Source organism: Rhizobium bangladeshense, from assembly GCF_001662075.1.
Classification (GTDB): domain Bacteria; phylum Pseudomonadota; class Alphaproteobacteria; order Rhizobiales; family Rhizobiaceae; genus Rhizobium; species Rhizobium bangladeshense_B.
Map to the genome: position 1 here is coordinate 174,695 of NZ_LYPL01000006.1, position 22,035 is coordinate 196,729.

24 protein-coding genes are annotated in these 22,035 nt (G+C 59.3%); 11 read left to right on the forward strand and 13 right to left on the reverse strand.

The annotated features are described in order from the left end of the window. Positions 1-892: 892 nt before the first annotated feature. The 3 genes from A7X77_RS14405 to A7X77_RS14415 form a co-directional block, all read right to left on the reverse strand. A complete protein-coding gene (locus tag A7X77_RS14405; protein ID WP_064683567.1) occupies positions 893-1,225 on the reverse strand; it encodes a hypothetical protein in 333 nt (110 codons plus the stop codon). A 132-nt stretch (positions 1,226-1,357) separates the two neighbouring features. After that, the gene (locus tag A7X77_RS14410) at positions 1,358-1,669 is read right to left on the reverse strand and encodes a hypothetical protein (RefSeq protein ID WP_064683568.1); all 312 of its coding nucleotides are present in this window, start codon (positions 1,667-1,669) and stop codon (positions 1,358-1,360) included. Positions 1,670-1,908: 239 nt separating this feature from the next. Further along, positions 1,909-2,352, reverse strand: a complete 444-nt coding sequence (locus tag A7X77_RS14415) for a DUF3597 domain-containing protein (RefSeq protein ID WP_064683569.1) — start codon at positions 2,350-2,352, stop codon at positions 1,909-1,911. Positions 2,353-2,611: 259 nt separating this feature from the next. Here A7X77_RS14415 and A7X77_RS14420 point away from each other — a divergent pair, with 259 nt between their 5' ends. Further along, positions 2,612-2,875 carry a hypothetical protein gene (locus A7X77_RS14420; RefSeq protein ID WP_156668113.1) on the forward strand — a complete coding sequence of 88 codons (264 nt, stop codon included), beginning with the start codon at positions 2,612-2,614 and terminating at the stop codon, positions 2,873-2,875. A gap of 120 nt (positions 2,876-2,995) precedes the next feature. Here A7X77_RS14420 and A7X77_RS14425 read toward each other — a convergent pair whose 3' ends face one another. The 4 genes from A7X77_RS14425 to A7X77_RS14440 all read right to left on the reverse strand — a co-directional run bounded on the left by A7X77_RS14425 (position 2,996) and on the right by A7X77_RS14440 (position 7,258). Continuing rightward, positions 2,996-3,769, reverse strand: a complete 774-nt coding sequence (locus tag A7X77_RS14425) for an amino acid ABC transporter ATP-binding protein (RefSeq protein WP_038688615.1) — start codon at positions 3,767-3,769, stop codon at positions 2,996-2,998. 18 nt (positions 3,770-3,787) lie between these two features. Beyond that, positions 3,788-4,933 (reverse strand): amino acid ABC transporter permease, encoded by a 1,146-nt coding sequence (locus A7X77_RS14430; RefSeq protein WP_064683571.1) that lies wholly within the window; start codon positions 4,931-4,933, stop codon positions 3,788-3,790. 1 nt (position 4,934) lies between these two features. Next, entirely contained in the window at positions 4,935-6,137 is a 1,203-nt protein-coding gene (locus tag A7X77_RS14435; RefSeq protein ID WP_064683742.1) for an amino acid ABC transporter permease, read from the reverse strand. Positions 6,138-6,232: 95 nt separating this feature from the next. After that, positions 6,233-7,258, reverse strand: a complete 1,026-nt coding sequence (locus tag A7X77_RS14440) for an amino acid ABC transporter substrate-binding protein (protein WP_064683572.1) — start codon at positions 7,256-7,258, stop codon at positions 6,233-6,235. 353 nt (positions 7,259-7,611) lie between these two features. On the opposite strand from A7X77_RS14440, the gene A7X77_RS14445 reads away from it, so the two are divergent. Next, positions 7,612-8,802 (forward strand): cystathionine beta-lyase, encoded by a 1,191-nt coding sequence (locus A7X77_RS14445; RefSeq protein ID WP_064683573.1) that lies wholly within the window; start codon positions 7,612-7,614, stop codon positions 8,800-8,802. A 35-nt stretch (positions 8,803-8,837) separates the two neighbouring features. Here A7X77_RS14445 and A7X77_RS14450 read toward each other — a convergent pair whose 3' ends face one another. Beyond that, positions 8,838-9,989, reverse strand: coding sequence for an FAD-dependent monooxygenase (locus A7X77_RS14450; protein ID WP_064683574.1), 1,152 nt, complete (start codon positions 9,987-9,989; stop codon positions 8,838-8,840). Between the two features lie 29 nt (positions 9,990-10,018). Then, positions 10,019-10,264, reverse strand: a complete 246-nt coding sequence (locus A7X77_RS14455) for a zinc-finger domain-containing protein (protein ID WP_010024961.1) — start codon at positions 10,262-10,264, stop codon at positions 10,019-10,021. Positions 10,265-10,422: 158 nt separating this feature from the next. On the opposite strand from A7X77_RS14455, the gene A7X77_RS14460 reads away from it, so the two are divergent. The 6 genes from A7X77_RS14460 to clpA all read left to right on the forward strand — a co-directional run bounded on the left by A7X77_RS14460 (position 10,423) and on the right by clpA (position 16,286). Next, on the forward strand, positions 10,423-11,208 hold the full coding sequence (locus A7X77_RS14460; RefSeq protein WP_064683575.1) for an alpha/beta fold hydrolase: 786 nt from the start codon (positions 10,423-10,425) through the stop codon (positions 11,206-11,208). A 128-nt stretch (positions 11,209-11,336) separates the two neighbouring features. Next, entirely contained in the window at positions 11,337-12,170 is an 834-nt protein-coding gene (gene cysE / locus A7X77_RS14465; RefSeq protein ID WP_004675925.1) for a serine O-acetyltransferase, read from the forward strand. 138 nt (positions 12,171-12,308) lie between these two features. Next, on the forward strand, positions 12,309-12,512 hold the full coding sequence (locus A7X77_RS14470) for a DUF3126 family protein (RefSeq protein ID WP_038688627.1): 204 nt from the start codon (positions 12,309-12,311) through the stop codon (positions 12,510-12,512). Positions 12,513-12,784: 272 nt separating this feature from the next. After that, entirely contained in the window at positions 12,785-13,156 is a 372-nt protein-coding gene (locus tag A7X77_RS14475) for a phasin family protein (protein WP_064683576.1), read from the forward strand. 276 nt (positions 13,157-13,432) lie between these two features. Continuing rightward, the gene (gene clpS, locus A7X77_RS14480) at positions 13,433-13,786 is read left to right on the forward strand and encodes an ATP-dependent Clp protease adapter ClpS (RefSeq protein ID WP_008526939.1); all 354 of its coding nucleotides are present in this window, start codon (positions 13,433-13,435) and stop codon (positions 13,784-13,786) included. Between the two features lie 10 nt (positions 13,787-13,796). Next, complete coding sequence (clpA, locus tag A7X77_RS14485) at positions 13,797-16,286, forward strand: ATP-dependent Clp protease ATP-binding subunit ClpA (RefSeq protein WP_064683577.1); 2,490 nt, start codon at positions 13,797-13,799, stop codon at positions 16,284-16,286. 70 nt (positions 16,287-16,356) lie between these two features. Here clpA and A7X77_RS14490 read toward each other — a convergent pair whose 3' ends face one another. The 4 genes from A7X77_RS14490 to A7X77_RS14505 are packed head-to-tail and all read right to left on the reverse strand — an operon-like array spanning position 16,357 to position 19,508. Further along, positions 16,357-17,028, reverse strand: a complete 672-nt coding sequence (locus A7X77_RS14490; RefSeq protein ID WP_064683578.1) for a transporter substrate-binding domain-containing protein — start codon at positions 17,026-17,028, stop codon at positions 16,357-16,359. Between the two features lie 10 nt (positions 17,029-17,038). Then, positions 17,039-17,803 carry a 4-hydroxy-2-oxoheptanedioate aldolase gene (gene hpaI, locus A7X77_RS14495; RefSeq protein ID WP_064683579.1) on the reverse strand — a complete coding sequence of 255 codons (765 nt, stop codon included), beginning with the start codon at positions 17,801-17,803 and terminating at the stop codon, positions 17,039-17,041. 7 nt (positions 17,804-17,810) lie between these two features. Continuing rightward, positions 17,811-18,593: a 2-oxo-hept-4-ene-1,7-dioate hydratase gene (hpaH, locus tag A7X77_RS14500; protein ID WP_064683580.1), complete on the reverse strand. Its 783-nt coding sequence runs from the start codon at positions 18,591-18,593 to the stop codon at positions 17,811-17,813. Between the two features lie 21 nt (positions 18,594-18,614). After that, a complete protein-coding gene (locus A7X77_RS14505; RefSeq protein ID WP_064683581.1) occupies positions 18,615-19,508 on the reverse strand; it encodes an intradiol ring-cleavage dioxygenase in 894 nt (297 codons plus the stop codon). Positions 19,509-19,755: 247 nt separating this feature from the next. Here A7X77_RS14505 and A7X77_RS14510 point away from each other — a divergent pair, with 247 nt between their 5' ends. The 3 genes from A7X77_RS14510 to A7X77_RS14520 are packed head-to-tail and all read left to right on the forward strand — an operon-like array spanning position 19,756 to position 22,033. Then, positions 19,756-20,493, forward strand: a complete 738-nt coding sequence (locus A7X77_RS14510) for a GntR family transcriptional regulator (RefSeq protein WP_064683582.1) — start codon at positions 19,756-19,758, stop codon at positions 20,491-20,493. After that, positions 20,493-21,317: a sugar phosphate isomerase/epimerase family protein gene (locus A7X77_RS14515; RefSeq protein WP_064683743.1), complete on the forward strand. Its 825-nt coding sequence runs from the start codon at positions 20,493-20,495 to the stop codon at positions 21,315-21,317. Before A7X77_RS14510 ends, A7X77_RS14515 begins: the two co-directional genes overlap by 1 nt. Positions 21,318-21,364: 47 nt before the next feature. After that, entirely contained in the window at positions 21,365-22,033 is a 669-nt protein-coding gene (locus A7X77_RS14520; RefSeq protein WP_064683583.1) for an amino acid ABC transporter permease, read from the forward strand. Positions 22,034-22,035: the final 2 nt, after the last annotated feature.

Genomic DNA, 22,035 nt, shown 5'->3' on the forward strand with positions numbered 1-22,035 from the left:
CATGTTGAGCCCGATACAACCTCGAGGTATTCTGAAAGCTGTTGCAGGCATGCCGCAAGGAACCGCGCCCAGCACTCACTCGCGTGGCTGACCATTCCCAGTTATCCGCGGAGCAGGCGATCTTTTTGGATCGACCGTTAACATTGCAGCACGAACCGCAGCACTCGCAGCACTCGGTCAAATGCTTGCCGCGCAACCCGTTGAAGACTGATGTCACAGGAGAAGCGCCAGGACAGGCTAGGAGTTGGGACAAATTCGAGGAACAAAATTTCCTCAAGGGACCGCTGCGACAGTTGGCCTGTCGTTAGCAGGCCAACCCGGACGGAACGTCACGGGGACTTTCTTCGCGCGGATGAACCCGTCCAGCCCGTATCAGGGTCGGAGCTCGATTTCGACGTCTTCCGGCCCTTTTGGAAGGGATGGTTGCCAACTCGACCGCGATCTATTGCCTAGCGGAGGACGAGACTATTGATCACGTTCTGGTGGCTGAAGCCGTCCAACTGCAGGTCCATAATATCTTCGAAGGCGGATGTGACGACTGCATGTTTGTCAAGGGTGCGGTATCATTCTTGGTCAACAGCATCGGTGTCGATCCCGCCGTGAATCATCAACTCGCTGGCCCCCAGTGCGATTAGCCAGAGGGCTCAGAATTTCCGCGTCATGAAAGGTCGGTTTCTGGCCGAACCAGGCCAGCAGTTCCAGACCTCGTTCTATTTTCTCAAGATCATCTCTGACCTCACACGTCAGATCGGTGGCCGCACGATAGCAATCTCAGACGGTGTGACAATCCGCCCCGAGTGCACCGTGTCTGTCGCTTTCTGGGCGCCGGTTTCGCTCCGGTCGAGTTGTCGGCGGCTTGAGGGCTTGAGGCGGCAAGCCGCCGCGATCTTGTTTAGCGACCTTGGAAAACTTTGATGATCTTCGGAGTAAAGCGGCGTTGTTTGACGTCGACGACATCGTCATAGGTAATGCGGCCGGAAACAACGGCGGCAACAAATCGCTCGCATGCAACCCGCGGAGCGTCCTTGTCCGAAACGTTTGTCACAAGCCCGGCGCCGCGACGTCCGTTTGCATCGAACCCTTTCGCGCAGTCTTTCACCGCTTCACTTCTTGCCCTTGCGCTGCCCTGCAGCAGTGTGACGTAGGCATCGTAGTCCTGACGCGTAGGGACGCAGGCGGTCAGAAGTCCCATGGCAATCATCATTGTTACAGTATGAGCACGCATTTAAATATTATCCCCTTAATTGCCCATCGATAGGCGTCGGATATCTATTTCGATTCGTGCGACGCGCGAAAGACTACAGCTGAAATCCTAGGGATTTCGCCGCCGCTGGAATAAATTAACCGAATGTTCTTTTCAGCGATCCAGGAAATGATCGAAGTAAACCTTGGGAATGGGGTAGGCGTAGACGCCGCGGTCGACGAAGCCCCGCCTGTAAAGGCAGTTTCTAAGCGCCGCATTGTAATGCAGGCTCTGTGGATCCGGCGAGCCGCGTTGCCATGAACCTGCCTCCGGAACGCACCAGCGGAGTGCCTTGTCGTATCGGGTCAGAAGGACCGGGTCGGTGTCGATCCGAACGCCACTATAGGATTGATAGTTTGAAGGAGATTCTGCGGCCGAAATACAGCCCAGGCCAAGTGCAACGCCAACGACTGCCATCAATCTCATTGGATTTAACTCTCCCTTGATCGATCATCGAAGTAATCGAACGGGAGGTTATTTGTTTCAACGCCCGCGGGCAAGAGGGCCACACCGCTGGAGCATGATGCCGAACAGTGTGAGCGATTTTCGGTCGACATCATGCTCTAACTCTTTAATTTAGAACAGGATTCCAAATCATCCTGTTCTAGGCCTGGCCTAATGACGACCGCCGCAGCGTCGCGGCAGTCATCCCTCCTCTCGGTGGCTCAATCGAGGAGATCGGCCGGCACCTTGCCACCATTTTCAGAAAGCCGCTTCATCAGCGCCTTGTGCAGCCACATATTCATTTTTGCGGAATCGTTCGTGTCGCCGGTATAGCCGAGTTCGGCGGCGAGCTCCTTGCGCTCGGTCAGGCTCGCATCCATCCCGACTGATTTCATCAGGTCGACGATCGAGTGACGCCAATCGAGTTTCTGGCCGCTCTTTTTGACAGCGGCGTCGAGGATAGGGACGATATCGACCGTGGCGGCTGTGGCTGGGGCGCTGGCCGGTTTGCTCTGAGCGGGGGAGGCTGTAGGCGCCGGACTGGGCGCTGCCGACGGCGAAACGGGAGCCTGGGCGGGCGGCGCCTTTGGCGCGCCGGCCGCGGCCGGTTCGGCTGCTTTCGCTTCTCCGAAGATTGCATGTTTGATCTTGTCGAAAATGCCCATCCTTGAATCTCCAGTTTCACTAAATGAGAACATGCTGAAACATGGAATTCCGGACGGACTTATCCAGGCAAGAGAGAAGCTATTTTCGCAGGTTCAATCGTCGGCAGAAAAACAAATTCCTCGGATGGCAGTGCTCGATTTTTTTGAAAAGGTTCTGCGACCGGATAAAGATAAAGATATGGAGTGCAGCCGGCATCGCTGCAGACGCCGATGCCTCCGTCGGCGGCTCAGACGGGCATCGATGCCGATGTGAGTGCCGATGCCGGTGGCGGCAGTGGTCTCGACGCACGCGCCAATGCCCGGCTCGGCGGTTCGGATCGGAACTGACGCCAATGTCACGGCTTTGATCGGACGCAGCAGCCGCGTCGATGCCAACCTCGCACTCGACAGGGCGGAGGTTCGAGGCGGCAACAGGTCCGCGGCCTACGGCATCCTCAACGCCTCCGAGGCGCGTATCGTGGAACTCTTCCGCAGCGAAGAACAGCGCAAGATGTTCCTACGTTGGGTCGATCTCTCCGCGTAAAGCGGTGGCGATTCCGGTCTTGCCGGTCTCTACAGTCTGTTGCAGGCGGCGGCCTCCCGCTGAACATGAAAGACCCGCCGAACCCAAAGGGCGCGGCGGGTCCTAAACTTAGCGTTCCGGTCAGTGCAGGATCTGGCTCAGGAACAGCTTGGTGCGTTCGTGCTGCGGATTGTCGAAGAATTCGGCGGGCGAATTCTGCTCGACGATCTGGCCCTGATCCATGAAGATAACGCGGTTGGCGACCTGGCGGGCAAAGCCCATTTCATGCGTGACGCAGAGCATGGTCATGCCTTCCTCGGCAAGCCCCACCATGGTGTCGAGCACTTCCTTGATCATCTCGGGGTCGAGTGCCGAGGTCGGCTCGTCGAACAGCATGATCTTCGGGTTCATGCACAAAGACCGGGCAATCGCCACGCGCTGCTGCTGGCCGCCGGAAAGCTGACCGGGATATTTGTTGGCCTGTTCCGGAATCTTGACGCGCTTCAGGAAGTGCATGGCGATCTCTTCCGCCTGCTTCTTCGGCATTTTGCGGACCCAGATCGGCGCCAGCGTGCAGTTTTCGAGGATCGTCAGGTGCGGGAAGAGGTTGAAGTGCTGGAACACCATGCCGACTTCGCGCCTGACTTCATCGATCTTCTTCAGATCGTTGGTGAGCTCGGTGCCATCAACGATGATCTGGCCCTTCTGATGCTCTTCCAGGCGGTTGATGCAGCGGATCATGGTCGATTTACCCGAGCCGGATGGGCCGGCGATGACGATGCGCTCGCCGCGCATGACCTTCAGGTTGATGTCGCGCAACACGTGGAAATCGCCGTACCACTTGTTCATGTTGATGATTTCGATCGCCACTTCCGTTGCGGAAACGGTGAGCTTTTTAGCTGGAGCTTCAGCCATGATTGTTTTCCCTCATTTTTATCGTTTGTGGCCGGTGTCGAGGTGACGTTCGACGAATGCTGAATAGCGCGACATGCCGAAGCAGAAAAGCCAGAAGGCGAAGCCGGCAAATATCAGTCCCGTCAGCGGCGTTACTGCGGTCGCCCAGTTCGGATCGACGAAGTTGAGGCGAACGATGCCGAGAAGGTCGAACATGCTGATGATCGAAACCAGCGAGGTGTCCTTGAACATGCCGATGAAGGTGTTGACGATGCCAGGGATCACCAGCTTGATTGCCTGCGGCATGATGACCAACCGCATCTTCTGCCAGTAGCCGAGCCCCAGCGAATCCGCTCCTTCGAACTGCCCCTTAGGGATTGCCTGCAGACCGCCGCGAATGACCTCAGCCATATAGGCGGAGGCAAAGATCGATACCCCGATGATCGCGCGCAAGAGCTTGTCCACCGTCCAGCCGGCAGGCAGGAAAAGCGGCAGCATGACGCTCGCCATAAAGAGGACCGTAATCAGCGGCACGCCGCGGACGACCTCGATGAAGACGATGCAGACCGTGCGGATGACCGGCATTTGCGAGCGCCTTCCGAGCGCCAGGATGATGCCGAGCGGGAAGGAGACGGCGATGCCGACGAAGGAGAGGACCAGCGTCACCAGCAAGCCGCCCCAGAGCGGGGTCTCGACGATTTCCAGGCCAAATCCACCATAAAGCACAAAGAAGGAAATGACCGGCAGCACGCCGAAGAGCAGGAGGGCGTTGAGGCCCTTGCGTGGTGCCGAAGGGATGAGCATGGGCACCAGCAGGAGCACGAAAAGAATGCCGACCAGCGTCGGGCGCCAGCGCTCGTCAAGCGGATAACGACCAAAAATGAATTGGTCGAATTTGGCGTTGACGAAGGCCCAGCACGCACCGTTCCAGCTATCCGGCTGGATGCCGCCCTGTACGGCAGTGGCACAGAAGGTGCGGTCTGGGCCGCTCCAGACAGCCTGTACGAAGAGCCAGTCGATCGCGTGGAGCATCGCCCAGGAGATAAAGACTAGCGCCACGATGGTAAGAACGATGTCTTTCGGCGTGGCAAGCAGGTTGCGGCGAATCCAGGCGACCGCGCCCCTTTCTCCCGGCGGAGGCGGCTCCGGCGCGAGTATGGCGGTTCTGACGAAACTGTTGCTCATCTTACCTCTCCACTAGCGCCATCTTGGCATTGAACCAGTTCATGAACAGCGAAGTCACGATACTGAGCGCGAGGTAAATGACCATCCAGATGAGGATCACCTCGACGGCCTGACCGGTCTGGTTCAGCGTCGTGCTGCCGACGGCGACGAGATCGGCGAAACCGATGGCGATCGCCAGCGATGAGTTCTTGGTCAGATTGAGATATTGGCTGCTCAGCGGCGGAATGATGATGCGGAAGGCCTGCGGAATGACGACCAGCCGGGTGACCGACGAGGGATGAAGCCCAAGTGCGCCTGCCGCCTCCGTTTGTCCCTTCGCCACGCCGCGAATGCCCGCGCGCACAATCTCGGCGATGAAGGCTGCGGTGTAGAAGGAAAGCGCCAGGAAGAGCGACATGAACTCAGGCCCGACGACGGAGCCGCCGGTGAGGTTGAATTTACCCACGATCGGATAATCGAAGGAAAGCGGCGCGCCTGCGATCAGGAAGGCGATAAGCGGCAGGCCGATCAGCAGGCCGATCGAAGCCCAGATCGTGTGGAATGGCTGACCAGTGGCCGCCTGCCGGCGATGCGCCCATCGGGCCGTCGCGATGACGGCGATGATCGCGATGACGAAGGCGACGCCGATGAGCCAGAAACCCTCACCGAAAATCGGCTTGGGGAAGGCAAGGCCGCGATTGTTCAGATAGGATCCGAGCGGCAGATGCAGCGATTCGCGCGCATTCGGCAGAACCGCCAGAACGCCCGAATACCAGAAGAAGATCACCAACAGCGGCGGAATATTGCGGAAAACTTCCACATAGACCGTGCACAGCTTGGCAATCAGCCAGTTCCGCGACAAACGGCCGATGCCGATGATGAAGCCGATGATGGTGGCGGTGATGATGCCGGTCACCGCGATCAGCAGCGTGTTCAGAAGGCCGACGAGCAGCGCGCGGCCGTAGGTCGAATCGCTTGAATATGCGATCAGCGACTGACCGACCTCGAAGCCGGCGCGGCCGTTCAGAAAGCCGAATCCCGATGCGATGTTGGCGCGCGCCAGATTGACGGCAGTGTTATGTGCAACCCACCAGACGAAGGCCACCAGCAATACGATGGTAAGAATCTGGAAGAAAATGCCCCGAATTCTCGGGTCGTAGAGGGCAGTCTGGAAGCTCCAGCCGCTCTTGGGTAAATGTGTCGAATCCACAGCCTGATGCGTCATGCCGGCCAATTCCCCATTACGCTCCTTTTCGGAGCTTTTTTATTGGAGGAGGAAAGGCGGTCGCCCGCCTTTCCGGCTTTCCTGCGTGATACCCCTCAGCGAACCGGCGGGGCGTACTGGAGGCCGCCCTTGCTCCACAGAGCGTTGAGGCCGCGATCGATCTTCAACTGGCTGCCCTGGCCGATATTGCGCTCGAAGACTTCGCCGTAATTGCCGACGTTCTTGACGATGTTGTAGGCCCATTCATTGGTCAGCCCGAGATCGGTGCCGATCTTGGTGTCTGCTTCCACGCCGAGGAAGCGCTTGATGTCAGGGTTCGGCGAATTTTTCATGTCGTCGACATTGGCCTGAGTAATGCCGAACTCTTCAGCATTGATCATGGCGTAGCCAACCCAGCTGACGATGTCGAACCACTGGTCGTCACCCTGGCGAACAGCCGGCGCCAGCGGCTCCTTGGAAATGATTTCCGGAAGGATCGCGTGCTCGTCGGGGTTCTTCAGCGTCAGGCGAAGCGAATAGAGACCGGACTGGTCGGTCGTGTAGACGTCGCAGCGGCCGGCGTCATAGGCGGCGTTGACCTCATCCAGCTTTTCGAAAACAACCGGATTGTACTGAAGGTTATTTGCCTTGAAGTAGTCGGCGAGGTTGAGCTCGGTGGTGGTGCCCGACTGGACGCAGACGGATGCGCCGGAGAGCTCGAGCGCCGACTTCACGTTCAGGCTCTTGCGGACCATGAAGCCCTGGCCGTCATAATAGTTGACGAAACGGAAGTTCAGGCCGAGAGCGGTGTCGCGGTTGATCGACCAGGTCGTGTTGCGAGCCAGAACATCGACTTCGCCGGACTGAAGCGCCGGGAAACGGTTGGCGGCGCTGAGCGGGGTGAACTTCACCTTCGTGGGGTCGCCGAAGACGGCTGAAGCGACGGCCTTGCAGAAATCGACGTCGAAGCCGGCCCAATTGCCGGAAGCGTCCGGTGCAGCAAAGCCGGCCAGGCCGGTATTGACGCCGCATTGTACGAAACCCTTCGCCTTGACGTCACCGAGAGTGGTGGCCGAGGCTGCTGATGCGCCAAGTGCCAAAACCGCTGCGCCGATGGCGGCGGACAGGAGCTTATTCTTCATTTTCCCAACCTTTTCCGTTGTCTTATCTTTATCTTGTGGGGAGTGCGCCCGAACGTTGCGTCGGCCTCCCCAATCGTCTCGACACCCTCCCGGCGCGAGTGGGTCTATCACAGTCGCAAATGTCACTATGGTCAAGTGTCGCCATCAATAATTGCGGCAAAATTCAGAAATTTGGTCAATTGCGCCGCATTCATGGGCGGCTGGTCAGGAAATGGGCGTCGGATTGCGGAAAAATAACGCGAAAATCATACTTTTCGATGGGATCCGCTCCAGGGTCACAAGGGGTTGACCGGAGGCGGCGGGGCGTCCAAAAGTCTCGTTTTCGCGTTTTTCGCCAAAGGCTATTCCCGATCATGAAAGACAAAGACAGCTTGCTGCAGAATGCTGGCATCAACACCCGCCTGAGCCATATCGGCAACGATCCCTTCGACTATCACGGTTTCGTCAATCCGCCGGTCGTGCATGCCTCGACGGTGCTGTTTCCGAATGCCCGGACGATGGAGGCGCGTTCGCAGAAATACACCTACGGGACCCGCGGCACGCCGACGACGGATGCGCTCTGCGAGGCGATCGACGCGCTCGAAGGTTCGGCCGGCACTATCCTCGTTCCCTCGGGGCTTGCGGCCGTTACCATTCCATTCCTGGGTTTCGTTGCCGCCGGCGACCATGCTCTCGTCGTCGATTCGGTTTACGGTCCGACCCGCCATTTCTGCGACACGATGCTGAAGCGGCTCGGCGTCGAGGTGGAATATTACGACCCGTCGATCGGCGCCGGCATCGAGGCGCTGTTCCGGCCGAACACGAAGATCGTGCACACCGAGGCTCCCGGCTCCAACACCTTCGAGATGCAGGATATTCCGGCGATCTCGGCGGTTGCCCACCGCCACGGCGCCGTCGTCATGATGGACAATACCTGGGCGACGCCGCTTTATTTCCGGCCGCTCGATCATGGCGTCGACATCTCCATCCACGCGGCGACGAAATATCCGTCCGGCCATTCCGACATCCTGCTCGGGACGGTGTCGGCCAATGCCGAGCATTGGGAGCGTCTGAAAGAGGCGAACGGGGTGCTCGGCATCTGCGGCGCACCCGATGATGCCTATCAGATCCTGCGCGGATTGCGCACCATGGGGCTGCGCCTCGAGCGTCATTATGAAAGCGCGCTTGCTATCGCCGAATGGCTGGAGGGCAGGGAGGATGTCGCGCGCGTGCTGCATCCGGCGCTGCCGAGCTTTCCCTCCCATCATCTCTGGAAGCGCGATTTCAAGGGGGCGAGCGGCATCTTTTCCTTCGTGCTTGCCGCCGATGGTCCCGAGCAGTCCAGGGCAAAGGCGCATGCCTTCCTCGATGCGCTGCGGATCTTCGGCCTCGGCTATTCCTGGGGCGGCTTCGAAAGCCTCGCTTTGCACGCATATCTCAACGACCGCAGGGTCGCCAAGGCGCCGACCGACGGCGCGGTCATCCGCCTGCAGATCGGCATCGAAGATGTGGCCGACCTCAAGGCCGATATCGAGCGCGGGTTCGCGGCGGCAAGCGCCGTCTGAGGGCAGGTGTGCAGCGCGCCGTCGCTTGCGGCGCTCTATGGCCGCATGGCGCGATAGCCGTAGATCCAGTCGAGATCCGCCGCCAGGCTTTGTGGCGGCTTCAGCCCGAGCACGAGGTCGCGGCCGATCCGGATCGGCCCCCTCGCATGATAGGCAAACCGGTTGAAGGCGCCGCGCCGACGAAGCTTGGCGATGCGCGGCGCGCGATGCCTTTCGAAGAGCACCAGCGCTTCGGCGACGGGACGATCCGAAAGAAACGCGGCAAGTTCGTAGGCATCTTCGATCGCCATGGCCGCTCCCTGGGCGGCAAAGGGCATCATCGCATGCGCGGCATCGCCGATCAGAACCGTCCTGCGGCCGTCCTGCCACGCGCCCGACGTGGTTTCGAAGAGCGGCCAGAACGTCAGCTTCGGCTGTTTTTCGAGCAGCGACATAATCGCGCTGTTCCAGCCGGAAAGCTGCGCCCTGAGCCGTGCGCGCTGCTCTGCCGTCGGCTCGTTTCGCCAAGCCTGCGGCGCGGCATTGCCGGCGGTGATCGCCACCATGTTGATACTGGCGGTCTCCCTCAGCGGGTAGCAGACGAGATGCGCCGATCCGCCCAGGAAGGCCGAAACGCTTGTTCGGTCGAGAAAACCCGGCGCCTCGTCTTCGGCAATGGTGAAGCGGTAGGCGATATTGCCGGAAAAGCGCGGCGAGGGACTGCCGGGCACGGATTGCCGGAGCTTCGACCAGACGCCGTCCGCGCCGATGACGACATCGGCGGCCCGCTCGACAGGCGGCGAATTCGATTCCATTCGCACGCCGAGATGAAGCCGGCAGAGCGGATCGGCTTCGACCGCAGTGAGAAGCGCATTCTGCAACGTGGCGCGGTGCAGCACGCCATAGGGTGCTCCCCAGCGCTGCCGCGCGAATTTGCCGGCCGGCACGGCCGCAAGCTGGCGCAGCGAACCGCCTGATATCAGGCGGATCGTGTCCGGTTCGAGCCAGACTTTTGAAAGTCCCTCGAGGACGCCGAGTTCTGCCAGGATGCGGGAGGCGTTCGGCGAAACCTGCAAGCCGGCGCCGACTTCGACGAGTTCATCCGCCTGCTCGAAAATCTCCGAGCTGATGCCCCGCCGGGAAAGCGAAAGCGCGGCGGTTAGCCCGGCAATGCCGGCGCCGATGATGGCGGCGTGTTCGACCGGCATTATCAAGTCCGATCCGGATTCTGGACTGTTTACGCCGCCTTCACGTGGAAAACGCAGCCGGCCGGATTGGTCTGGCTCGGCTTGAGGGAAGAATTGAAGCGATAGAGCGTCGAGCAGTAGGAGCAGACCTTCTCGTTGTCGTCGCCCATGTCGATGAAGATGTGCGGGTGATCGAAGGGAACCGAAGCGCCCGTGCACATGAATTCCTTGACGCCGACTTCGATGACGCGATGACCGCCGTCGTTCTGGAAGTGAGGAATGTTGTGGCCGGCCATGTCGCTCTCCGAATGCTTTGAAATTTGCGCGAACCTTATAAGCCTTCGCCGCAAATGTGTAGAGCCAATGCGCCGCGGCAGGCACAGTTTTCAGCCACGGTTTTTGGCTTCACGCTGGCAGGCGGCTCGATTATGGTCGCGCCAAAAAGGAAGACCCGATGAACCTGAACACTCCAGTTTTTTCAAGCTTCACCCATGACGGATTGCGGCTCGCCTTTTTCGACGAAGGCGATCCCTCCGGTATACCCGTCCTGTTGATTCACGGCTTTGCCTCGACGGCAAACGTCAACTGGGTGCATCCGGGTTGGTTGAAGACGCTCGGCGATGCCGGCTACCGGGTGATCGCCATCGACAATCGCGGCCATGGCGCGAGCGACAAGCCGCATGATGCCGAAGCCTATCGTCCATGGGTGATGGCCGGCGATGCGATCGCCTTGCTCGATCATCTCGGCATCCCTGAGGCCAATCTCATGGGCTATTCGATGGGCGCGCGCATTTCCGTCTTTGCCGCACTCGCTAATCCGCATCGCGTCCGCTCGCTGGTGCTCGGCGGCCTCGGCATCGGCATGACCGATGGCGTCGGCGACTGGGACCCGATTGCCGATGCGCTGCTGGCCCCGTCGCTGGACGTCGTGATGCATGACCGCGGCCGCATGTTCCGCGCCTTCGCCGAACAGACGAAGAGCGACCGCACCGCGCTTGCCGCCTGCATCCGCGGCTCGCGCGATCTCGTCGCCCGCTCGGATATGGCCAAACTCGATATGCCGGCGCTGATCGGCGTCGGCACCAGGGATGATATCGCCGGCTCGCCGCAGCAGCTGGCGGCGCTGATGCCCGATGCCGAGGCGCTCGATATTCCCGGACGTGATCATATGCTCGCCGTCGGTGACAAGGTTTTCAAGCAGGCGGTGCTGGCCTTCTACGCAAGGACGGCCAAGGGCTGACATCATCGTGATGCCGAAAACCCATGCTAAAAAACCATGGTGACGCCACCCATTTATGTTATTGGCGTTTTCCACTATATACTGGCATTCCGAAATCGGCATTACGGCCGGCAACGAGGAGAGCGGCGATGGTCGCCAAGACAGACATTCGTGCTTTTGAGACAGGTCATCCATTGAAAGTGATGGATCCCATCTGGGACAGCCTGCGCGAGGAAGCCCGCACTGCCGCCGAAACGGACCCTGTTCTCGCCGCCTTTCTCTATTCGACGGTGATCAACCACCGTTCGCTCGAAGAATGCGTCATTCACCGCATCTGCGAACGCCTCGATCACCCCGACATGCAGGCGATCCTCCTGCGCCAGACCTTCGAGGAAATGCTCGCCGATTGGCCGGAATGGAGCTCGATTCTGCGCGTCGATATCCAGGCGGTCTATGACCGCGATCCGGCTTGCCTGCGCTTCATGGAGGCGGTGCTCTATTTCAAGGGTTTCCATGCGCTGCAGACGCATCGTCTGGCCCATTGGCTGCTGAACCGCGGCAGGCGTGACTTTGCCCTCTATTTGCAAAGCCGCTCCTCCAGCGTTTTCCAGACCGACATCAATCCGGCCGCCCGTATCGGCAAGGGTATTTTCCTCGACCATGCCACCGGCCTCGTGATCGGCGAAACGGCTGTTGTCGGCGACAATGTCTCGATCCTGCATGGTGTCACGCTCGGCGGCACCGGCAAGGAGGGCGCCGACCGCCATCCGAAGATCGGCAGCGGCGTCATGATCGGCGCCGGCGCGAAGATCCTCGGCAACATCGAGATCGGCTTCTGCTCGCGCGTCGCTGCCGGTTCCGTCGTCCTCAAGGCGGTGCCGCCGAAAAAGACGGTCGCCGGTGTGCCGGCCAAGGTCGTCGGCGAGGCCGGTTGTTCCGAACCGTCGCGCAACATGGACCAGGTGATCGGCGCCGACATCTGAGCGCCTGTTGGAAAAAGGATAGAAAAAGCCGGCAGGAACCGAGCGGGACAGCCACTGCCCAAGCGGCAGCCCGCCTTTACACCGCTGCTTTTCCTGTGCAAGAAGCGGCCAATCAAGACCGCTTACGGAGATGACAGAGTGAAGCCTGAAGAAATCAAGAAGCTCGACGCCTATTTCAAGCGCATGTTCAACCCGCAGATGATCGTCAAGGCGCGTCCGCGCAAGAATGATTCTGCGGAAGTCTATCTCGGCGAAGAATTTCTGGGCGTCGTCTATATCGATGACGAGGACGGCGACCGCTCCTACAACTTTTCGATGGCGATCCTCGACGTCGATCTTTGATCGCACTCGAAAGTTTTAAGAGGACCGGGCGGCGCGATCCGCCCGGTTTTTTTGTTTTTTTGCTTCTCAAGTAATTTTTTTTTAAAATCTCCGGTTGTGGCTACCTGATATATATTAGCAAAATCAGTTAAAGACGCACGTGCCCCGGCGCGCGGCCTTTGTTTTATTGCTGTCATACAACCTATGAGTTGTTTTGCGTCGCACAAGACTACTTGACTATTTGTGCGTCGCAGCTACCCTGCCGCCATCCCACAGCCCAACGGAGGACGGTCATGTTCAACTTTGACGATGCAAACAGGAAGAGCAAGGAAGCCGTCGATACGGCGTTGAGAACCTATTCCGAAACGGCGAGGGGCTTTCAGGCAATCGCCGCCGAAGCTGCTGAATATTCGAAGAAGTCCTTTCAGGATGCGGTGACGCATTTCGAAACGCTGGCCGGGGCCAAGAGCTTCGAGGCCGTGTTCGAGCTGCAAACCAGCTATGTCAAGTCCAGCTATGAGAGCTTCGTTTCCGAAGCCACCAAGCTCGGCGAAATGTACGCCGATCTCGCCAAGTCCGCCTACAAGCCTTACGAGGCTCCGATCGCCGCTGCCGTCGCCAAGACGAGCAGGCAGGCGCCGGCGGCAACGCCTGCCGCCGCATGAATTGATTGCGACGGCGCAACCTGCGCGACATATTGAAAAACCGGGGCCGGCTACGCATCTGTAGCCGGTCTTTTTTGTTTCCACCTTCGCCACAGCGTCCGCTTGGATCGGCCCGGGGACTTTTTTGGTCTTTCCCGTGCATGCCGGCATTTCTTGATTGCAGTGTCTGACAGGGGGCTTAAAATCGGCCTATTATGAACTAAGTTAGTGTTTCAGATATTCGGCGGGAAAAGCACCCTCCCATGCTCCGCCGGATTGATCGAGGAATGAATGACAATGATCGCAAAGCCGATCCGGATGCAGAACGACAGCGAAAGGAACGGGGACAACGGAAATCGCGGAACCTCGGTCATCACGCGCACCAAGCCGAAGACCAAGAAGCCCAACCTCTACCGCGTACTGCTTTTGAATGACGACTACACTCCCATGGAATTCGTCATTCATATTCTGGAGCGTTTTTTTCAGAAGGATCGTGAAAGTGCCACCCGCATCATGCTCCATGTCCACAATCACGGCGTCGGCGAATGCGGAATATTCACATACGAGGTAGCGGAAACGAAGGTCAGCCAGGTGATGGACTTCGCCCGGCAGCACCAGCATCCGCTGCAATGCGTCATGGAAAAGAAGTGAGGATCTGAACGTGCCAACATTTTCGCCTAGTTTAGAGAAGGCGCTCCATCAGGCACTGACCTTTGCCAACGAGCGGCATCACGAATATGCGACGCTCGAGCATCTGCTGCTCGCCCTGATCGACGATGCCGACGCGGCTGCGGTCATGGGTGCCTGCAACGTAGATCTCGACGCGCTGCGCAAGACGCTCGTCGAATATGTCGATAACGAACTTTCCAATCTGATCACCGGCTATGACGAGGATTCCAAGCCGACCTCCGGCTTCCAGCGCGTCATCCAGCGCGCCGTCATCCATGTGCAGTCTTCCGGGCGCGAAGAGGTGACCGGCGCCAACGTGCTCGTCGCGATTTTCGCCGAGCGCGAAAGCCATGCCGCCTATTTCCTGCAGGAGCAGGAGATGACCCGCTACGATGCCGTCAACTACATCTCTCATGGCATTGGCAAGCGGCCGGGCGCCTCTGAGGCCCGTCCACCGCGCGGCGCCGAAGAGGAAGCCGAGAGCAAGCCGACGGCACGCGGCGGCGAGGAAGAGGGCGGTCCCAAGAAGCAGCAGGATGCGCTCAAGGCCTATTGCGTCAATCTCAACGAGAAGGCCAAGGGCGGCAAGATCGATCCGCTGATCGGCCGCCACGCCGAGGTGAGCCGCACCATCCAGATCCTGTGCCGCCGTTCGAAGAACAATCCGCTCTATGTCGGTGATCCCGGCGTCGGCAAGACGGCGATCGCCGAAGGCCTCGCCAAGCGCATCGTCGAGGGCAAGGTCCCCGAGGCGCTCGCCGATGCGACGATCTTCTCGCTCGACATGGGCACGCTGCTCGCCGGCACGCGCTACCGCGGCGATTTCGAGGAGCGCCTGAAGCAGGTGGTCAAGGAGCTGGAAGAATATCCGGGTGCGGTGCTGTTCATCGATGAGATCCATACGGTGATCGGCGCCGGCGCCACCTCGGGCGGCGCGATGGATGCATCGAACCTTTTGAAGCCGGCGCTGTCATCCGGCGCGATCCGCTGCATCGGGTCGACCACCTACAAGGAGTATCGCCAGTTCTTCGAGAAGGACCGGGCGCTGGTGCGTCGTTTCCAGAAGATCGACGTCAGCGAGCCGTCGATCAACGATGCAATCGAGATCATGAAGGGTCTGAAGCCCTATTTCGAAGAGTATCATCACCTGCGTTATTCCAACGACGCGATCAAATCAGCCGTCGAGCTCTCGGCCCGCTACATCTCCGACCGCAAGCTGCCGGACAAGGCGATCGACGTGATCGACGAAACCGGGGCGGCCCAGATGCTGCTGCCGCCGTCGAAGCGCCGCAAGCTGATCACCGAAAAGGAGATCGAGGCGACGATCGCGACGATGGCGCGCATTCCGCCGAAGACCGTCTCCAAGGATGACGAAGCAGTGCTCGCCAATCTCGAGCAGGAACTGCGCTCGGTCGTCTACGGCCAGGATATCGCCATTGAAGCCCTTTCGACCTCGATCAAGCTGGCACGTGCCGGTCTGCGCGAGCCGAACAAGCCGATCGGCTCCTATGTTTTCTCCGGTCCGACCGGCGTCGGCAAGACCGAGGTCGCAAAGCAGCTGGCGTCGTCGCTTGGCGTCGAGCTTCTGCGCTTCGACATGTCGGAATATATGGAGCGGCATACGGTCTCGCGTCTGCTCGGTGCACCTCCCGGCTATGTCGGTTTCGATCAAGGCGGTCTTCTGACAGATGGCGTCGACCAGCATCCGCATTGCGTGGTCCTGCTCGACGAAATCGAAAAGGCGCATCCTGACATCTACAACATCCTGCTGCAGGTCATGGATCATGGCACGCTGACCGACCATAACGGCAAGAAGATCGACTTCCGCAACGTCATCCTGATCATGACGACCAATGCGGGCGCGTCCGAAATGGCTAAGGCCGCGATCGGATTCGGTTCGTCCAAGCGCACCGGCGAGGACGAAGAGGCGCTGACCCGTCTGTTCACGCCGGAGTTCCGCAACCGTCTCGACGCGATCATTCCCTTCGCGGCGCTGCCGACCGCGGTCATTCACAAGGTCGTGCAGAAGTTCATCATGCAGTTGGAGGCCCAGCTTTCCGAACGGAACGTCACCTTCGACCTGCATGAGGACGCGATCGCCTGGCTGGCGGAAAAGGGTTACGACGAGAAGATGGGCGCCCGCCCGCTTGCCCGCGTCATCCAGGACACCATCAAGAAGCCGCTTGCCAACGAAATCCTCTTCGGCAAGCTGAAGAAGGGCGGCGTCGTCAACGTCACCGTCGGTCCCAAGGACGACGGCAAGCCCGGCATCGTGCTGGAAGCCATACCGGATACGGCGCCGATCAAGCCGAAGCCGGAAGCCGAAGTCGTGCATCCCGAGGCCGATGACGAAGGCGATGGTGAACTGAAGACGAAGACGGCCCGCAAGACCCGCGCCAAGACGGTCCCGCAGGCAGAGCCTGAAGTTCGCGACGCCCCGAAGAAGGGAAGCACGGTCCCCAAGGTTCCGCGCAAGAAGTGAGATCTTGCCCCGGTATTGGAAAAGGCCGCGTCATCCGCGGCCTTTTTGGTTTTCCGCTTTGTATTGCTAGCTAAGGGCGCAATGTAAAATCGCGTACGAAATCTGCGAAAAAGGCTGCGGCATGAACGGATCTTTTATGCACGGCGATCGTCTGGGGGATTTCGGAGAATGTTCCTTCCACGAGCCGGAAGCCTGAAATTCTTTCCGAAGTTTGGATGAGATATTCGGTCAGTCCCGCAGCCGCATCGCACTGCGATTCGACAAGCAGATTGATGGCCGTTGCAGGGCTATCGGTGTGGGAGACGGAAGCTCTGTGAAGAATTCGTTCGAGTTGCTTCGTATAGGCTGCACTCCTTGCAGAGGCGATCTGGACTCCTTCGACGTCAACATCTTCAACACGCCGGAAGGACGAACTGTCAGGTACGAGATAAGTCGCTTTGACGGAGATGTATGGAGGTGAGAAGGAGAAGCGGTCGGCTCTTGATGGATCCGAGGCAATGAAAGCGATGTCCCATTTGTCGCCGTCTGCATCGGCAAGTATGTCGGCAGCCGAGCCGTACTGGATTAGAGAGAGGCCGCAATCGAATTGTTCGGCAATCTTGTAGGCTATCTGGGCGCTCGGACCGTCTAAGGCGCCCGTCTCATCGTCCCATCGGACCAACGCCGCATTTGACATATTGATGGCGGCCCTGATAGCGCCGGTCGGCGCTATCTCAGCCAAAATCTGCTTCCGCGTCGACATCTTCGAACTCCTAAGTCGCGAACCTGGCCGCGAGCGCTTCGGATCCTCTTGCAAGTAGGGCGACATCTACACCGACTGCGGTAAACAGCGTCCCGAGCGAAATGCAGCGGGCTGCGAACTTCTCGTCGGGGGTTAGTATACCCGTCGGCTTTCCAAGCGCCTTCAAGCGTCTTATCGCGTCCTCGATCGCCACAACCACCTCGGGGTGGCCGGGTTGACCAGGATGGCCAAAGCTCGCCGCGAGATCAGCCGGGCCGATGAAGATGCCGTCCACTCCTTCGACAGCGGCGATGGACTCGAGATGATCGAGCGCTTCCCGGGTCTCGATTTGAAGAAGCAGGCATATCTGCTGCTCCGCGATCTGTGCGTAGTTCGAAACGCGCCCGAAGCGTGTGGCACGCGTCAAGGCGGAGACACCGCGAATCCCGCGCGGCGGATACCGTATGGCTGCTACTGCGGCCATCGCCTCCACTTGATTCTGCACATACGGAACGAGCAGTGTCTGCACGCCGATGTCCAGGAACCGCTTGATCAGCACAGGGTCGTTGAAGGCGGGGCGTACGACGGGAGAAACGCTGTAGGGCGCGACCGCCTGCAATTGGGGCAGGACGGTGAGGACGTCGCTGGGAGAGTGCTCGGTGTCGAACAGCAACCAGTCGAAGCCCGCCGGCGCCACGATCTCCGCTGCGTAGCTTCCCGGAAGCCCGCACCATAGACCGATCTGGCTTTGCCCAGCCATAAGCTTCCGCTTAAAGTGATTGACGGGGAGTTCCATCGCTACCTCACACGAACGAAACGCCGATGGAGCCGACCGGCCCGTAATCAGCCTGGATGACATCGCCCTTGGCGATATCCACGGGGCGGGTGAATGAACCGGCAAGAACGATCTGGCCCTTCTTCAAGCCCCCTCCGACAGCATGGAGCTTGTTCACGAGCCATGCGATTCCGGCGGCTGGATGCCCCATGATGGCTGCGGAAACGCCCGACTCCTCGATGACGCCATTTTTCGAAAGCGTCGCACCGACCCAGCGGATATCGATATCCATCGGCCGGACGATACGACCACCCACGACGATCGCTCCGAAAGCCGCGTTGTCGGCGATCGTGTCGGTGATCGCTCTTGGCACTTCGGTGCGATAGTCGATGATTTCGAGAGCGGGAACGACAAATTCGGTCGCCCTCATCACGTCATAGATACGGGTGCCCGAACCTTCAAGATCCTCGCCCATTACGAATGCGAGTTCGACTTCGAGACGAGGCTTGATGAACAGATCTGCTTTGATCTGCGCCCCATCATTGAAGAGAGCGTCGTCGAGAATGACGCCGTAATCGGGCTCCGTCATCTTCGAGGCCATTTGCATTGCCCGCGACGTCAGACCGATCTTGTGACCGACGATCCGTGCACCTTTCGCAACCCGCGCCTGCGCCCAGAGCGCTTGTATATTGTAGGCGTCTTCGAGCTCCAGGTTCGGGTATGTCTTGCTTGGCTGGATGATCGGCTTGCGTTCGACTTCGGCCCTCAGCAGCGCGTCGGCTGCCTCCTGGCGTTCCTTTTCCGTGATCATGATTTGGCTCTGCTGGTTTCGTTATTTGATCGGAGGGCGTGGCAGGGCGGCCTCGCCCCGCTCCATGACATAGGTGTAATCGAGCGAGAACCACGGGCCTGCGACGTCCGCGTCGGACGGGTGCGGCTCTTCATGACGGACGAAGTCGCCCGTCAACGCGGCGGTCACGCCAAATTGCACGTCGGAGTCGATATTTGGATCGCTCGGGTCGAAGACCTGGGAGATGAGTGTCTTGTACCCGTGCTTGAAGATGAGTGCATGCAGGTGGGCGGGGCGATAGGGGTGACGGCCTTGCGCCTTGAGAAGGCGACCCACGACCCCGTCGACTGGGATCGGATAACCAACCATCTTGACCGTTCTGAACCAGAAGCGGCCTTCTTCGTTGGTGGTGAGCTTCCCACGGAGATTCATTTCTGCCTGATCGGGATCCTGATTTTCGTAAAGACCGACAGGCGACGCATGCCAAACGTCGACCTCGGCGCCTGCTACAGGCTTGCCGTCCCGATCGATGACCTTCGCATGGACGAACAAAGGCGTGCCTGGAGTCTCTGACCGGATGATGGTTCCACCGTTCTCGACTCGCGGAGAGTTAAGCCGCCAGAATGGTCCGAGCAACGATTGCGACGTCTCCGTCTGCCCCTTGTCACCGTTATTGATCAGGCAGACGAGCGAAGAGACGCCGAGCGATCCTGCCATCAGCACGAACTCGTTGTGACTATCAGTCTGCAACTGGCCAATTTCGTTGAGGACCGCTGTGGCCTCGCGGAATTCAGCTTCGGAAAGCCTGACCTCCCGTACGAACGCGTGGAGATGCTTCACCATTGCGACGAGTATTTCACGCAGCCTAGGATCCGCGGTGCGGTTCATCACGGCGAGGACGGCAGGCGTCAACTCGCTCTCAGTTCTGATTGGCATGCTGCCACCTCCTCAATGGTTTTCAAATATGAGAATAATCGATTATCTGTCAAGCTGAGAGAACAGGTCTCAAGCGCCACGCTTTCCATTCGACCTGCAGATTCTGAGCTAGTATGTTGAATTTCAATATAAAATTGTTATTCTCTACTGTATATTAGCAAAATTCAGCCGTTTTCTCGGTGTCGACTTGACGAAAATAATCGTTTATTATATCGATCATCGAAAGTTCGAAGGCGTGGGAGGAGAGATGGACTCGAGCGACGACGGCGCCCGTGGCGCACTGGCGGAAGAAGACACGCCGTCCGCTGCTTTTGCCGATGATGGAAAAAACACCATCGGCAGCCAGCTCGCATCGCGTCTTCGAGAGGCCATCATTTCCGGGGAATTGGAGGCTGGCAGCAAGATCAATCTCGACAGGGCGCGAAAGACGTTCAACGTCAGCCTCAGCCCGTTGCGCGAAGGCCTGGCCCGACTCATTTCCGACGGCTTGGTTGAGTTTCAGGACAATCGAGGCTATCGCGTCGCCCCGATCTCGATTGGCAATCTCGAAGAAGTTACGACCCTTCGGGAGGAGCTCGAGGTCTTCGCGCTGCGCGAATCTATTCGCGTCGGCGACGTCGAGTGGGAGGGCAACATCATGCGTGCGCTCCATCGCCTGAACCGCACCGAGCGCGACGCCGCTCGTCCCGAAACGCTGGAACACTGGGAAGCGCTGCACCGCGAATTCCACCTCACCTTAATCTCGGGCTGTGGCAAGCCGCTGCTTCTCCACTTCTGCAATCTTCTGCTGAATCTCAACGACCGATACCGCCGCGCCTTCCTTATCCGCACATCCGGGGACCGCAACGTAGGTCAGGAGCACAGCGAGATTGCGCAGGGCGCCGTGGCACGCGACGTTGAATATGCCTGCGAGAAGCTGCGACAGCACATCCACCGGACCGGAACCAATCTTCGCAACCATCTTGCGACGAAAGGTGTCGTATGATGGCCGCCGCCTTTACATCAAAGTCGCCCGTCCCGATCGGCGTCGCGCACTTCTCGTCTATAATGCTGCCCCCCACGGAGTTCGCGAAGATTGCCAAAGGGGCAGGTTTCTCCAGGATCGGCCTCAGGCTCCATCCGGCATTTCCCGGTGCGCCGTACTATGAATTGCCTGTCGGCAGCGCAGCAGCCGGAGAGTTGAAGGCTGTGCTTGCCGGTGAAGAAGTCGAAGTCTTCGACATAGAGTTCTTCGTGATCGATCCCTCTTTCGACGCATCGTCAGTGGAGGCGACCGTCGCAGCCGCTGCGAATATTGGAGCGCGTCGGCTCAGCGTCTGCGGTGACGATCCGGATCATGCCAGACTGTTATCGAACTTTTCGGATTTCTGCGTCCTTGCGCGACGGTACGGGTTGGCGGTTGACATCGAGAACATGGGCTGGCGGGTGGTCAAAGCCTTTGCGGATTGCATCGACCTCGTGACAGAGGCGGGGATAGAGAATACCGGCGTTCTCGTCGACGGCATTCATTTCTTCAGGAACGGCGCGGCTCTGGCAGATTTGCGGGCCAACCTCGACAAAGTGAAGCACGTCCAACTGTGCGACGTGGCCGGTCCAGCGCCGACGAAGCCGGAGGAAATGATCGCGGAAGCAAGAAGCGGCCGACTGCCTCCAGGCGAGGGGGAGCTGCCGTTGGACGATCTGGTTGCTGCGGTCGGCACCGCCGCTTCCATCTCGGTGGAGGTGCCTCTGGTCGGATCCGTGGCGCCGGAGGTCCACCTTAAACATCTTTTCAACTGTGCGGAAAGAATGGTCAGGCCGGATCGATAGTCCGGCGCGGGTGCAAATTATCCGCACCGGGAGGAGGAAAATCATACATGGGTTATACGTTCGATTTTGGTGCGGTCTTTGACCGCGCCCCGGAGTTGCTTTGGGGTTCGCTCGGTACGATAGGGCTGGCGCTGGCCGGAATGGTCCTCGCGCTGGTAATCGGTATTATCGGCGTTGCCGCCAGAACATCCAAGATCCGGCTCGTTCGAGCTCCCGTCATCGGGTTCGTGGAAATCGTCCGGAATACGCCCTTCCTCGTACAGATTTTCTTCATCTACTTCGCGCTTCCCCTGATGGGGATACGCCTCAACCCGACGGTCACCGCGATTATTGCTCTGGGCATCAACGGCGGGGCATACGCAATCGAGATCATCCGCGGCGGCGTCGAGAGCGTCAGCAAGGGTCAGATCGAGGCAGGCTTCGCACTTGGCCTCCACAAGGCCGACGTCTTCCGGTTGATCGTGCTGAAGCCGGCTCTCCGGGCAATCTACCCGTCGCTTACCAGTCAGTTCGTCATACTGACCCTCACCACCTCCGTCTGCACCTCGATCGCCGCCTACGAACTGACGTCGGCGGCGCAGAGAATCGAATCCGACACGTTCCGCAGCTTCGAGGTCTACTTCTCCGTAACTACCATCTACCTCGTTATTTCGACGCTGATGATGGGCCTCTTCGCCCTGATTTCCCGCCACTACTTCAACTACCCGACGCGATAGGA

Bases quoted from the DNA above. Each gene is read 5' to 3' on its own strand.
- A7X77_RS14455 (WP_010024961.1), bottom strand. From the start codon at position 10,264: ATGGCCGGCCACAACATTCCTCACTTCCAGAACGACGGCGGTCATCGC.
- A7X77_RS14425 (WP_038688615.1), bottom strand. From the start codon at position 3,769: ATGGCTGAAGCTCCAGCTAAAAAGCTCACCGTTTCCGCAACGGAAGTG.
- A7X77_RS14420 (WP_156668113.1), top strand. From the start codon at position 2,612: ATGCCGGTGGCGGCAGTGGTCTCGACGCACGCGCCAATGCCCGGCTCG.
- A7X77_RS14440 (WP_064683572.1), bottom strand. From the start codon at position 7,258: ATGAAGAATAAGCTCCTGTCCGCCGCCATCGGCGCAGCGGTTTTGGCA.
- clpS (WP_008526939.1), top strand. From the start codon at position 13,433: ATGATCGCAAAGCCGATCCGGATGCAGAACGACAGCGAAAGGAACGGG.
- cysE (WP_004675925.1), top strand. From the start codon at position 11,337: ATGGTCGCCAAGACAGACATTCGTGCTTTTGAGACAGGTCATCCATTG.
- A7X77_RS14460 (WP_064683575.1), top strand. From the start codon at position 10,423: ATGAACCTGAACACTCCAGTTTTTTCAAGCTTCACCCATGACGGATTG.
- A7X77_RS14445 (WP_064683573.1), top strand. From the start codon at position 7,612: ATGAAAGACAAAGACAGCTTGCTGCAGAATGCTGGCATCAACACCCGC.
- A7X77_RS14450 (WP_064683574.1), bottom strand. From the start codon at position 9,989: ATGCCGGTCGAACACGCCGCCATCATCGGCGCCGGCATTGCCGGGCTA.
- A7X77_RS14415 (WP_064683569.1), bottom strand. From the start codon at position 2,352: ATGGGCATTTTCGACAAGATCAAACATGCAATCTTCGGAGAAGCGAAA.
- hpaH (WP_064683580.1), bottom strand. From the start codon at position 18,593: ATGATCACGGAAAAGGAACGCCAGGAGGCAGCCGACGCGCTGCTGAGG.
- A7X77_RS14475 (WP_064683576.1), top strand. From the start codon at position 12,785: ATGTTCAACTTTGACGATGCAAACAGGAAGAGCAAGGAAGCCGTCGAT.
- A7X77_RS14435 (WP_064683742.1), bottom strand. From the start codon at position 6,137: ATGACGCATCAGGCTGTGGATTCGACACATTTACCCAAGAGCGGCTGG.
- A7X77_RS14520 (WP_064683583.1), top strand. From the start codon at position 21,365: ATGGGTTATACGTTCGATTTTGGTGCGGTCTTTGACCGCGCCCCGGAG.
- hpaI (WP_064683579.1), bottom strand. From the start codon at position 17,803: ATGGAACTCCCCGTCAATCACTTTAAGCGGAAGCTTATGGCTGGGCAA.
- A7X77_RS14515 (WP_064683743.1), top strand. From the start codon at position 20,493: ATGGCCGCCGCCTTTACATCAAAGTCGCCCGTCCCGATCGGCGTCGCG.
- A7X77_RS14410 (WP_064683568.1), bottom strand. From the start codon at position 1,669: ATGAGATTGATGGCAGTCGTTGGCGTTGCACTTGGCCTGGGCTGTATT.
- A7X77_RS14510 (WP_064683582.1), top strand. From the start codon at position 19,756: ATGGACTCGAGCGACGACGGCGCCCGTGGCGCACTGGCGGAAGAAGAC.
- A7X77_RS14490 (WP_064683578.1), bottom strand. From the start codon at position 17,028: ATGTCGACGCGGAAGCAGATTTTGGCTGAGATAGCGCCGACCGGCGCT.
- A7X77_RS14505 (WP_064683581.1), bottom strand. From the start codon at position 19,508: ATGCCAATCAGAACTGAGAGCGAGTTGACGCCTGCCGTCCTCGCCGTG.
- A7X77_RS14430 (WP_064683571.1), bottom strand. From the start codon at position 4,933: ATGAGCAACAGTTTCGTCAGAACCGCCATACTCGCGCCGGAGCCGCCT.
- A7X77_RS14405 (WP_064683567.1), bottom strand. From the start codon at position 1,225: ATGCGTGCTCATACTGTAACAATGATGATTGCCATGGGACTTCTGACC.